Below are 12,542 nucleotides of genomic sequence, written 5' to 3'. Positions count from 1 at the left end.
AAGTAGTGAGGAATATGGGCTTTAAGTTTTCGCTGTGTTAAGTCCAATCTTAAAAAAATTTGAACAATCCTCTAGGCGTTCATCAATAATCTTTCGGTTTTTCTTGTCGCTCATCATATTTTGAGGCAGAAAAGGAATATCTTCTGGCCACTGGTTAGGAAGCTCATTGGGGTGCTGAGCCTTCCAGTGATACAATTCCTTACGTTCATACATTGTCTTTCCCAAGCCATGCACAAGTAGCTGAAGGTTGCGCATGATAAAAATAGTAACCAGCTGAGGTTGGAGGCAGGCTCTGAGGAAAAGGCATAGGAAAGGGTAGAGGAGATGGTGCACGGTAAGGATGGTGACTACTTGGAACAGGGGGTAGGCTTGGAGCTGCTGGCAAGGTAGGGGGACTAGGGCGATTTGACGATGGTGGTGCTGAGGGGGGGGGGTGCGCTGTCGTTTAGCAGATTGATCCTGTTGTAGTGGAAGCACGCGAGAAGCAGAAGAAGCAGATTGCCCTTCTTCTCTCTGAGATTGCTGTTCCTCTATTTGAGATGTTTCACTTTTACGGTTTTTAGCTAGGCTTAATAAGCGGCTTTGTTGGACAGATTAATTCAAATTCGCCTGTTGGATGCGATCTAATTGAGAAGCAGAAGGAGGCAAAGAGGTGGATTGTCCTTCCTCTCTCTGAGGTTGCTGTTCTTCTGTTTGAGAGGTTTCAGTTGTACGTGTTTTAAAGGAAGAAACAACTGGCATATTTTCAAGAGGTGGAGATGGGGGAGTTGATCCTGCGCCTCGCATAAATTTTTTCCTTGGTGACATTATTGGTGACATTAATAGAGTGGATGATAAATTGAACATATCACTAAATAAAAAAATATAAATTAAAAAGGAAGGTTTAAATGATTAGTAATATTTTTGATAATTATTTAAGCAAAGTAGATAAATTTACCCAAAAATCGTTTAATCAGCTAATTGAAAACAATTTTAGCAAAAATCTAAATTATATTATCGCAGTAGTAGAAGATGCAAAAAATCAGGTATCTTTATATGATGGCTGCACATTTGCAAAAATACAACTAGAATTAGGAGCCAAAGCGAAATACAATCCTGAAACCGCCGAAAAAATGGCTAAGATCTATTATTGTTGCATTAACCAATATTGTGGCACTAATCAAATACAGCTATATTATCCTAATTATGTAGGCCGCCAAGAAGATCTAAAAGAAATAGCTTGTAAGGCTTATATTTTTGCTAATGATTCTTCTCTAAATCCCTCGAAAAGAGCTGAATATCAATTTGACTTAGGTCATTGCTTTTATCAGGGAAAGGGAACGGAACAAAATTTTGCTCAAGCTTTTAATTGCTATCAAAAAGCGGGGTTAGAAGGAAACTATCCTCCAGCGTTATTTATGGTGGGGCATTGTCTCGAAAGAGGCGAAGGTGTTTCCAAAGATGAAGAAACCGCGCTTCAATGGTATTTAAAAGCTGCAAACTATTCAGACGATGTAGACATCGTACGCCATGTTGCTCAAAAGTTTGAAGAAAAAGGACGGATAGAAATAGCCCATCTTTTATATCAAAAAGCTGCTCAAAATCACGATCCTGTAGCAATTGATTATTTGATAAAATTTTATGAGTAAAAAGGAGTGGAACAGTATCAGGAAGCGATTAATAAATGGAAATCTTAGCTGGCTAAGGTCGTTCAACAACTTAACCCTGATTCTCTTCTTAAAAAGTCCTATTCTTTGCCTTCTATTTCTTATTCTGGGGAAGGAACCATCCGCGGTTGATAAATTTTGACATCAACTTGGCGATTCGCCAAGTTGATGGAATTTTAACCAGTTTTTAGCTCATCTAAAAGCATCGTTTATTCGGTAAAAATATCTGTTTTTTGAGAGTTGCAGAAAGTCAATTAATCTTTAGCATGCTTTATCTTCGAGTGCTGGGATGGCGTGCATCTAGAAAGAAGAGCAGCTTTCCGACCTATATTTTGCACTCCCGTTTTATCGTTTGGAGAAGGGGTTAATATTTCCTTAATTCACCTTTTGACAAAAAATGCTATGGAAAGCCGTTATAGCTGGATTGAGAGATCGCTGCTGTGGCTGGGAAATCATTTGTTTTGTTTATCTTTTTTTACGCGGGGCAAAGAAGCTGTCAAATATATACGCAATCGTTGTTTTGGATGGTTTAAATGTATCGCTTGCCATTCGAAAATGATGTTTCGCATTTCATCTCAATTCTAAAAAAGCAGTATCTCCAAAATTTTCATTTTGAAGGAAGTTTAAAGAACCAAATGAATTGTAGAATCCTTTTTGGATTCTATAATTCATAGTAAAATTGGACACTCCAAGAGAAGATACTTGCTTCTTGGTCTGGCATTTTCATTAATAGACCTCTTTCGAAACTGGAATAAAATGTAAATTTTAGTAAAATGGTGACTCAACATTTAAAGGAGGCACCATGAAATTTGATAGGATAGAGAAATTAGATGATGAACGGTTTCGCAGATTGACAGGGGTAAAGCGTAGTACTTTTGATAAGATGGTGCAAATTTTACAGGAAGCCGATGCCGCCAAGAAGATTAAAGGCGGGCGTAAATATAAACTACGTTTAGAAGACATGCTGCTAATGACCTTGGAATATATGCGAGAATATAGAACCTATTTCCATATTAGCCAAAGCTATGGAATCAGTGAAAGCTCAGCTTATAAAGCGGTGAAATGGATTGAAGATACGTTAATCAAGCATCCAGATTTTGCTTTACCGGGACGTAAAGAGCTTTTGAAAAGCGATACGGAATATGAGGTTATTTTGGTTGATGCTACAGAAACGCCTATTGAGCGCCCTAAAAAAAACAAAAGCGCTATTATTCAGGGAAAAAGAAAAAACATACCCTAAAGACCCAAGTTGTAGTCGATAAGAAGAGTAAAAAAGTAATTTGTACCTCATTTGGCAACGGCAAAAAGCATGATTTTAGGCTATTCAAAGAATCCCAAGTTAAAATCAATCCACAAATAAGAGTGTTAACCGATTCAGGGTATCAAGGATTAAAAAAGCTGCATGCCCAAACCCAAATGCCTAAGAAAAAAAGTAAGAAGAAGCCTTTAACTCAAGAGGATAAAAGAACAAACCAAAGTTTATCCAGAGAAAGAGTTGCCAATGAAAACGTGATTGGCCTCCTTAAGCGATTTAAAATTATAGCCGATCGCTACAGAAATAGACGTAAAAGATTTGCACTTCGCTTCAACTTAATTGCAGCAATCTATAACTGGGAATTAAATACGTGAGTTTCGAAAGAGTTCTAATGTCTGAGCAAGCTGATCGGATTGTTGTACAGCCTCTTGCTGCATTTGAATGGCAGAATCTAACGCTTTTCCTTAATCGCTAATTTGGCAGCTGTGCCATCCGTCATGGTTAGTGACTCAGGGTCGGCAGTTTTAGTGACCTATCCTAGCTACCAAAATTTTTTTCTTTATTTCTCTTAAACTGCATACTCGATGATATACTTTTTTATTCTTGACAGCTAGGCAACTTTTCTCAATGACTCAAAAGTTACATTTTCTTGTACTGCATTTAAATGTTTACGAGAAGGCCTTAAAACAAAGATTTCATCTAGCGTCTTTTCGAAATTTCGGAAGAGTTCTTTTGAATTTTCATTTTCAACAATTTCTCTTACAACTTGGCACAAAGCATCCACTCTAGACTTTTCTACTAGACTCCCCAAAGTTGCTAAAGGGAGTTTGTTCTTAATGAAATTTGTTTGAGACAAATGAAAAAGAAAGCAGTGGTCAAACAGCAGGCTTAGAATCAAAGGTCGCTCTGATCCCTCAACGCCGCACTGTTTGGCCAAACTGCAAAACCCACAATGACTACTCCAATCTTCAATAAAAACCTCTAATAATCATCTCAAAGTATATCCTTGCACCACATCTTTCATCTTCCATGAAAGATTTGCAGCCATAAGATAGCGATACTCATTTTCTCCCTTATATTTGAGTGCTATTACCCATCGTTTTTTATGATGAGAAAGAACATATAACCTTGCTCCCCCGGCTTGCACTCCATTTTTTTTATCACCGCGAATGAAAATTTCCTGCTTCCAGCCTTGGTAGGCTTCAAAGAATTCTTGGCATGAGAGAGACTTTTTACCCCGCATGACTTTTTGATTCTTTCTTAAGTTGGATAATGATTTGCACTCCAGGCCACATAACTTCTACTCCATCTACAAACAAGCTATTGCCGTAAAAAGCATTAGTGAGTACGCAAGTGACTTTAAAAGCAGGAAATTCACAGGCAAAATTTCTAAGTAATTGCAAAGCTAGTGTATACTTTTTTGGATATTCTAATGGCCTTTTAGGCTCTTTGGGACGGTCTTTTTTAGAAATTCCCAACCTTTTTAGCTTCCTCACTTCCTGTTGCCATTTTGTGGGTACAGGATCAGGAGAATAAAAGGCAAAGGAGACGGGAATGCAAAATTTTTTAGTCACTAGCTGAAGAAATACTATATTTTGGCCACAAAAATAACCCCTCGTTTTCTTATCACGGATTTTATGTAAATGAGGCAACTTCTCAGCATTTTTTGATCGACTGTGATCTTTATCATCGATAATAAGAACCCCTTCTGTGATGCCATGTTTACGTACGACCTCGAGAACACTACAAATTAGCAGCCTCTCCCAAGCAATCTTAGCACGTCTAAACATGGCCGATAAAGCCATCTTTTTATAGCTTTTAAGCCCAGCCCTTTCAAATTTTGCCCAACAGATTGAATTTGTAATTAGTATGCCCATCAAGCAAAAAGCCAGCCAACACCATTGAATTTTGAATAAGCTATTGTGGAATTTTCTTGTTTGAGAGCCACTTCACGTTGATTTAGATATTCTTTAATAAAAGGAAAGGGGGGGGGGGAGAATATAGACGAAAAATTATTTTTAATGAGTTGATAAGCTACAACATTATTTTATTAAAAATTCGTCAACAAGAAATAAGTACATCATTGAGTATAGAGGCTTATGAAGTTTAAATTTAAAGGTGTAGGATAAGCAATTTAGAAGTAAGAGTATAAATTATTGGGAGGCTTATAATGTTAAATTAATCATTTGAATCCATTTCAGTCGCATAAGTCTTTTTAAACTCTTCTTTAATAAGCTTTAATTCTCGATCTAGCTTTTCATGGATAGCTTCTAAGATCCACTGTTTTTTTGAATAGCTGGAGTATACTTTTTTGAAAATTTGAATACGTTTTTCAATCTCATTGGAGATAGTGTCATCTAAAAAAACTTGAATTCTTCTTTGTTTGGATAAATCACCCACATTTTCCAATTTAAGCTTTTCAGCAATAGCTTCATAAACCCATTTTCCCTTGGAGCATTTTTTATTGATCGCTTTCAGCGAAAAAAGATGCTTTTCAAGTTTATCATGCAAATTGGAACCTATCGTAAAAGTGTAACTTTTCTCTTTAATAGATAGCAATTTATTTAGTTGTTCGTCGATATCAGCATTACTCATAGTATCCTTTTTTACGAATTTAACAACATCGCTTCATTAGTATTAGGAAAAGTTTTGTTAAATGGGGTCTTTACTACTTAAAAAGCAACAAGGCTTAAAGGCAGCTTTGTACTTCCTTCGCTTTAAGTGAGCAGCCAAAAAACTACTTCTATTCCTTCTTAATAGGCTTTTCATTCTCAGCTTTAAGATAATCTCTTAGGATTTATCATATTACGTTTAAGGATAAGGATATAGCAAATTTAAAGGAAGAAGATTTTTAAAAATTTCTTATACATTTTCGGTGCGAAGAGAGTTATTTAGTTTATATAAATTAAAAAATCTTATTGAGTAAGAAATGTGCATTATAATATAAAACTTGCTCAAGGATTTAGGTTTTGTAGCTAAGACTTTATATAATGGAAGAGGGGTCCTCTTTTTTGTCCTTCTTTAAAAGCAATAATGTAGCTATATGAGTGAGGAATCTAAATAGCTGACAAAAGGTCCGCAGAAAAGAGGTTGTATGCCTTTAAGTTTAAATCAGCTTTTTCCTTTTCTTTGCATAAGTAAGAATCTAGCTAAAAAGCTTCGGCCTTCGTTGCTCATTTAAGCATGCATCTTCTCAGATAAAAAAGGCTTTGTAATTCTTGGGAGGAACTCTCTCCGAGTCATTAAGAGAAAGATAGAAGGGGAACCACTTAAGCGGGAAGAGTTACTATCTTTTAAGAAGCATATAAAATATTTTTAATTAGTTGGCTGTTTTAAAGGATAGAGTATGCACCGGTTGTCTATAGAATATATGACTGACAGCAAGGCTAAGAAAAGGAGAAAAATTTAACTGCCCGGCTTTATTAGCGCTCATTTATCATCAAGCGGTCTACTTAAGGGATTAGAGTTAGGCTCGATAATCTTTGTAGGATAAACATACCTTTAAACGGAAGTTCCACTTTTTTAGAAACAATCGGTAGCAATCAAGTTATTGATTATTAATCATTTAAGTGAATTATCGGCGCTTCTTCCTAGTGACTACATGCGCATGATTCTTTGGTAAAACTTTTGGTAACTCTACTTTTAAGGCTTCAAGCATTTGTCTGTTTTGATGGCGTGGTTCGGGGATTTGCTGAAAACTTAAGCCATCATTTACTGTCCATTCTATTAGCGTTAAAGTAGATAAACTGCGTAAGCCCTCTTCTACTGTTAAATAAAGGTCCTTCCAGGCTTTATCAAGCTCTCTGATAATCATGTAGGCTAACATTACCACCAAAACATGGCCCCTTGTACTTTCTTCTGAACGTACATAGACTGGCCGTATCTCAAGATCGCTTTTTACTGTTCTAAAAGCTGATTCTACCCTAGCTAAATCTTTATAACGATCATGTACTTCTTGCATGCTCACTTCGTCGCAAGCAAGATCGGTTTTAATCACATAGCAACCATCTAGCTTAGCATCCTCAGCTAGCATTTCTTGATTGAGGCATACAGATAAGCTTCTATCTTGTGCGCTAACTGTCACGTAAGTCTTAAGCGCTAAACGCTCGATTTTAGCTTTAATTTTTTTCAGCGCTACTTCTACCTGCGCTTTGGGATGTGCATGTAGATAGGCATTTTGCATAGCGACCAATTTTTCTATGCTAGCTAGCTTGCTGAGACGAGAATGGGCGATTTCCTGGGCGCGCACAGGATTGCGTTTAAGAATATATCTTATCCCATCTTCTTTGACTTCAGCCAAGTTTTTATCAAATAGCGTATATTCGATCACACCTTTTTTCATTAAGGTCTCTATTTGAGCTTTTGTCATAGCGGTAATATAATGAAAACCATGCTCTTGTAAATTTTCGATCTGCCCGCTTTTAATCATCCCTCTATCGCCTACAAAAGTGACTTTCTCGCATTTAAAGCGCTCTTTAGCTTTTTTGATCTGAGCATGAAAGGTAGAAGTATCTTGCGTATTGCCTTTAAACACTTCCGTTGATACGGGTGTGCCATCGGCTGAACTTAGCAAGCCTATCACAATTTGCTTCTTACCTTTCTTTTTGTCTCGGTTGTAACCCCAATCGGCAAGCTCGTTTTTCTCGCCTTCTAAATACGAGCTAGTGACATCATACAAAAATAAGTGAGGAGGTTTCTTGCAAAAACTTTTAGTAAACAATCGATCTTCGATAGAGGCTTGGCTTTGGCATAACCACAAAAGATTCTTATAAAGATCTTCTTCGTTAAAGCCTTTTTGCAAGTCAATTACAGGAGCAATGGCATATGTTTCTGCCAGCCTGACGGCAGAAAGTCTTGAGCCTTGCTCCAATACGCGTGCTACCACTTGCCACAACGCGAGCTGACCTTCTCGGCTATTGCCAAGTGCATCCACAATTCCTAAACGTTTAGCCATTTGGTATATCACCCATACACCACCGACAGATAATCCCTCTTGCATTGTGGCTCCATTACACGAGGTTAAAGCTTGGAGATTACCTTTATGTTTTAAAGCTAACTCGATAGCAGCAATTTCTTCAGGTGTGCAATTGGATAGATTACCCACCGTGCGTTTTTTGACGGTTTTGCCTTCTCTATAGGATTCTCGCAGCAAAATTGTTTCATAAACTTTGCCGGCAGCTGATTTAAATTTTGACTTCACTATATGCATACCTACAAAATACACTAATAACGGCATTTATGTAAATTCTAAAAACCAGTTTAATTAATATTTTGGTGACTACAAATTTTTATAAAAAATCCATAAAGCTTTAATAATAAAATAATTAACCGCTTTAACCCTATAAAAAAAATGGAACTTCCGTTTAAAGGAAGTTTTTAAGAGGGGTTTCAAAGCAATATAGAGAAGAATATTAAACTCATTTTCATAGATGAAAGTGGTAACAGAAGGTAAAAGTATATTTATTGTAGGGTAGACAAAGAGGTCACTACAAGGTTATTAAGAAAAAATGTTTAAGGCTTAAAGCTTTTTTAAGTACCTTAAGCCCTTTACGAGGGCTTAAGGTACTTTAAAAATACTTTCTTGTAAGAGACGAGCTATATTATTTACCTAATTTTTATTCTTAGTTTATCTGGATAGAAGTTGTTTTTTGTAAGGTATCTTGCAGGCCTTTAAGGAGGTTATCATGCATACCTTTGACGCTAAGTAAATCTTCCCCTAAACCACTAAGGCTATCTAAAAGGTCATCTAAAACTTTTTGCAGCTGCTTAATCATGGCTTGTAACTCTTCAATGATAGCATCATATTTACCTCTAACCGAAGCAATAATAGCTTGAGAAACATTCATTCCTCCTTGAATTCCACTTTTAACTGCCGTTAGTGTAGATTGAGTGATACTTACTCCTGCCATAATACGATTAAAAGTATTGGGATTTTTTAAAGCTTTGGTCAGGAGCTTTTCAATTAGCTCCATAGCTTTAGAACCTTTGACGGACTTAAGAATTTTGCTTAATACATTTCCTAACACGCGGTAAGTTGTATCGGCAATTCGTTTGGCAGCGCTTCCTATTACATTTACAACCTCAGATAATTCTTGTAACGCTTTTTTCATTATCTTTCCAGTAACACTAATAGCCTTAGATAAAATCTTTACGCTGTTCACTAAATCCACAACCTTTTGTATGACGGTCATTACCTGCTTTAGGATTTTCGCAGTCGAAGCAGCGACTCTTACTGTGGCTTGAGTAACTGCAGGGACAGCAGCAGCGGGATTAATACAGCTTAAGATTCCAATTGTTATGGTAATAGCCATTCCTACTGCCATTGCAATGTATTGAGCATGTTCTCTACTAATTCCGCACATCTGGCAAAAATCAGGAATGATATCAGATTCTGTTAGCATGGTGGTAAACATAGTAGTCACTAGCTGTGGACCTAGCATACCCACCGCCATTATAGCCATAGTGGCCATCACAAATAATTGAGTAATAGCTCTTAACCCCGCCTTTAACCCATCTAAAAATCCATTGCCACTGGGGATAATTTTATCTATTAATTTAGAGACTATGTCTACGATAGCTTCAATGAGTTTACCCGTTAAGTTGAGTGTGGTATCTAATAAAGCAAAGACAAGGCCTAATAGACCTCCTGTCGCTACAGCCATCAATACGGTTATAACCTTTATTACCGGTTCGATGATTTTCATAAGAACGCCTAGAAAGCCTGATTTTCCTTGCTGCTTTTGCATCTCTTTTTCTTTTTCTTGCTGCTCGCGAACTTGCTGCAATTGCATGCCTAATTTAGCAGTGGCTTGTTGTTTAGCCTGTTGGGAACGAGAGGTTTGTATTTCATAAATTGTATTTTGAGCTTCAACAATCGCTTTACTAATCGTCATAAGTAAATCGATGGTTTTTTGCTTACCCGGACCATTTGGCATCAGTAATTGTAACTGCGCCATCGAAGTATTTAGCATCTCGCGTGCTTGCACAAGAGAGGTCGTTGCTAGGTTGGAGGAGATATCTTTAAAAGCATTCTTCATTTGCTCTGCAGATGGCTGCCAATTTACCGGTAATTGATTTTGAACTTTAGTCTCACTGATTGTTTTATTTATGATCTGCTGAGCAATAGCTTTAAGAGCGTTAGGAATACTAGGATCTTTGATGTTTTCTATAGCTTTTTTAAGAGCCGCAAGCTCAGTAGCGTTCAAGTTGTTCTGACCTGCATATTCATCGAGATTAAGTTTAAGGTTAACTTGAAAGCTCCCCTTTAGAGCTCCATTATACATTGCATTATTCAAAGGAGGTTTCCACCCTGCTGGAGTACTAAATTTTTGGCTAGTTTGTTTAAGAGCTGCATTTTGTAATTGTTTAAGTTTATTCTGGTCCACTCCTTTGAGTGCAGGGGAAGGGTTATAATGCTGATAGATAAGAGCCGCTTTATCTTCGGGAGAAAGCGAAGTATCACTATTTACCGCTTTTTCAAAAGCAGCATTATAAGTGTCTGAGAGGGAAAGGTTGTAAGAGGAGTTGTCTACAGCAGGATTTAACTTAGATACATCAACTCCTGCTTTCAACGTTTCTTGTTGGGCTTGCCCTGTGAGCGTTTGTAGAATTTGATTAAGGTCGGCGCCCGAACTTAGCCTGGTACCCTCGGTGGTAGCTGTAGAATTATAAAAAGCAAAGGTAAGCTTTGCTACATCGCTGGAGGATAGATTGTTAGCTTTTGCATAAGATGTTAATGCTGCATTAAAGTTATTGGCATATAAGGTGCGTTGCCCTTCGTCAGTTAAGGGTTGCGTATTGCTATTTTGATTATTAGCATTCGTTTGGGCTTGGGTTTGTAGATGGGAGAGGAGGGCTTGAGGTTGAAAGAGTCCGTTAGTTAGTAGAGTGGGATCTTTTTGGGCGGCTTCAGAGGGAGCAGGAAGTTGAGGACTTCCAGGAGCAGTAAAAGAGCTAGGCTTGGCAGTTTGCGTGGATTTGTTAGCCGTATCAGTTGAGCGTGGATCTTCCCCTAAAGTAGGAGGAATAGTATTAACTTCGCCAGGTTCCCCCACTTGAAAATTATTGTAATTAGTATTGAAATTGGTATTAAGTGACATGTAGTCCTCCTCAAAAACTTGGTAGAATAAAAATAGGAAAATGGAAGTTTCTTATATTATTGCAAATTTTTTTTAATTATTGATGATAGATTTAATGTAAAAATTTTTTAAAAGCTTTATAATCGCTTTTTTTTGTTTCTTTGGTTGCCTCTTATGGGCTAGTGTGCCTGCAATAAGTTTGGTTGATTTTGACCCCGAGCATTTTTTTTGCTTCCCTGCTTTTAAGCGATCAGCGTCACTGACTAGCAAAAAGACCCGTAAAAGGCCTTTTTGCTCGTTTATGCTTATCTGACTTAGCCTGTAGACTGAACCCCAACAGAGCTTCCCAGCTTCCTTTCATCTTCAGAAAATTTACGTAGTTGCTGCATAAGATCGGCAATTAATTTTGAATTTTCGCTTTTAGCGTTATTCATTAAGTCCACAGTTTTAAAAGAGTTTTGGATGTAAGCATCCATCATGGCTTTTAAAGCCTCTGCTTGAGCTTTCTCTACCACCAATTCTGATTTCCATAAGTTCATCAGTCCCTCGGTAGACTTATTTAGCATGGTGGAAGTCATGTTGAAGATCATCATTTTGTTAGACACGCTATTGGCATGGGTCATGAAATAGCTAGTATTAAATTTTTCTAGTTCATAATTTGCTGTCTCAGATTCATAGTTGGCCTTATTTAAATCTCTTTTAGCAGACAAAGATTCCTCAGAGCTTCTTAAGCTCTCAGCTTCCGCTTCCTTCAACTTTGCTGCTCTTTGATCTTCAGCATCTTTCAAATTTTTCTCAGCCGTTGTAATTTCTTCTCTAGAGCCACCTTGCTTAGCATCTTCTAGATTTTTTTTAGCCTCGGTTACATTTTTATCCGCATTTCTCATTTGTTTGACTTTCATTTCGTTGGCTGTGTGTTGGCCTGACACTTCATCGTAGTGCTGTTTAGCATTTGCTTTATGGCCTTTAAGGCGTTCAGCGTTATCTTCGTACGTTTTTTTTTGTGATTTCATTTCTTTATCAGTGTTGCGATTGACCCTAAATTGCATGGCGGCTTGTCCTAATGAAACTCCTGCTTCCATAAAGCAGGCGATTGCACTGGCCATATACATCTTAGACTCTTTTTCAGCTGCTTGTAGAATTTGCTGGGCTTGGCCTTTGGCCAGCTCATTAATCATACTCATTTGAGATAAAGTAATTTCTTCTTGAGCCATGGTCATTTGACGTAAGACATTAGAAATTTCTGTAAAATTCATAAAAAAGGCCACCAGGGGATTGGGTCGTAAAAAGGGATTGCCTGTGCCTGAAGATTCTGATACCCCGGCAGCCTGGGCATTAGGAGGAGGAATATGTGCGAGTAGATTGCGTGTATGTTTAGCAGATACAGCCTCTTTTCCAGTGGAGGTGCTATCTGTATAATAGGCCTGGTTGGGCTGAGCTACTGCTTTGGCAGCTGAATTCGCTCCTGCAGCGGGAACGGCTCCAGAATCAGAAGGGGGTAGATAAACTCCGCCTCCCTGGCTTTGTCCTGTGATATTTCCAGATGTCATAATTTCCTCCTTC

The 12,542-nt window shown here is 37.7% G+C and carries 11 protein-coding genes; 2 read left to right on the top strand and 9 right to left on the bottom strand.

Going from position 1 to position 12,542, the window contains the following annotated elements:
- Positions 1-21 precede the first annotated feature (21 nt).
- Positions 22-477, bottom strand: coding sequence for a hypothetical protein (locus tag TY21_RS08115; protein WP_052354525.1), 456 nt, complete (start codon positions 475-477; stop codon positions 22-24).
- A gap of 117 nt (positions 478-594) precedes the next feature.
- Complete coding sequence (locus TY21_RS08110) at positions 595-807, bottom strand: hypothetical protein (protein WP_145987373.1); 213 nt, start codon at positions 805-807, stop codon at positions 595-597.
- An 80-nt stretch (positions 808-887) separates the two neighbouring features.
- Here TY21_RS08110 and TY21_RS08105 point away from each other — a divergent pair, with 80 nt between their 5' ends.
- Both TY21_RS08105 and TY21_RS08100 read left to right on the top strand, forming a co-directional pair.
- On the top strand, positions 888-1,628 hold the full coding sequence (locus TY21_RS08105; protein WP_042241209.1) for a tetratricopeptide repeat protein: 741 nt from the start codon (positions 888-890) through the stop codon (positions 1,626-1,628).
- A gap of 820 nt (positions 1,629-2,448) precedes the next feature.
- A protein-coding gene (locus TY21_RS08100) for an IS5 family transposase (protein WP_232044350.1) occupies positions 2,449-3,275 on the top strand; the annotation gives its coding sequence in 2 pieces (ribosomal slippage) (positions 2,449-2,836 and positions 2,836-3,275; 828 coding nt in all).
- 236 nt (positions 3,276-3,511) lie between these two features.
- Here TY21_RS08100 and TY21_RS08095 read toward each other — a convergent pair.
- The 7 genes from TY21_RS08095 to TY21_RS08065 all read right to left on the bottom strand — a co-directional run bounded on the left by TY21_RS08095 (position 3,512) and on the right by TY21_RS08065 (position 12,529).
- Entirely contained in the window at positions 3,512-3,838 is a 327-nt protein-coding gene (locus TY21_RS08095) for a hypothetical protein (RefSeq protein WP_052354591.1), read from the bottom strand.
- Positions 3,839-3,889: 51 nt separating this feature from the next.
- Positions 3,890-4,144, bottom strand: coding sequence for a hypothetical protein (locus TY21_RS08090; protein WP_052354590.1), 255 nt, complete (start codon positions 4,142-4,144; stop codon positions 3,890-3,892).
- Positions 4,134-4,778 (bottom strand): transposase, encoded by a 645-nt coding sequence (locus tag TY21_RS08085; protein ID WP_052354589.1) that lies wholly within the window; start codon positions 4,776-4,778, stop codon positions 4,134-4,136. The genes TY21_RS08090 and TY21_RS08085 overlap by 11 nt, the downstream gene beginning before the upstream one ends.
- A gap of 301 nt (positions 4,779-5,079) precedes the next feature.
- The gene (locus TY21_RS08080; protein WP_042242503.1) at positions 5,080-5,496 is read right to left on the bottom strand and encodes a hypothetical protein; all 417 of its coding nucleotides are present in this window, start codon (positions 5,494-5,496) and stop codon (positions 5,080-5,082) included.
- A 979-nt stretch (positions 5,497-6,475) separates the two neighbouring features.
- Positions 6,476-8,110, bottom strand: coding sequence for an IS1634 family transposase (locus TY21_RS08075; protein ID WP_158622980.1), 1,635 nt, complete (start codon positions 8,108-8,110; stop codon positions 6,476-6,478).
- A 412-nt stretch (positions 8,111-8,522) separates the two neighbouring features.
- On the bottom strand, positions 8,523-11,000 hold the full coding sequence (locus TY21_RS08070) for a hypothetical protein (protein ID WP_042241029.1): 2,478 nt from the start codon (positions 10,998-11,000) through the stop codon (positions 8,523-8,525).
- A gap of 293 nt (positions 11,001-11,293) precedes the next feature.
- Positions 11,294-12,529: a hypothetical protein gene (locus TY21_RS08065; RefSeq protein ID WP_042241027.1), complete on the bottom strand. Its 1,236-nt coding sequence runs from the start codon at positions 12,527-12,529 to the stop codon at positions 11,294-11,296.
- Between the last annotated feature and the right edge of the window lie 13 nt (positions 12,530-12,542).

Origin of the sequence: Neochlamydia sp. S13 (assembly GCF_000648235.2) — a bacterium.
In the GTDB taxonomy this organism is placed as follows: Bacteria; Chlamydiota; Chlamydiia; order Chlamydiales; family Parachlamydiaceae; genus Neochlamydia.
This window is presented reverse-complemented; position numbering and strand designations above follow the sequence as displayed.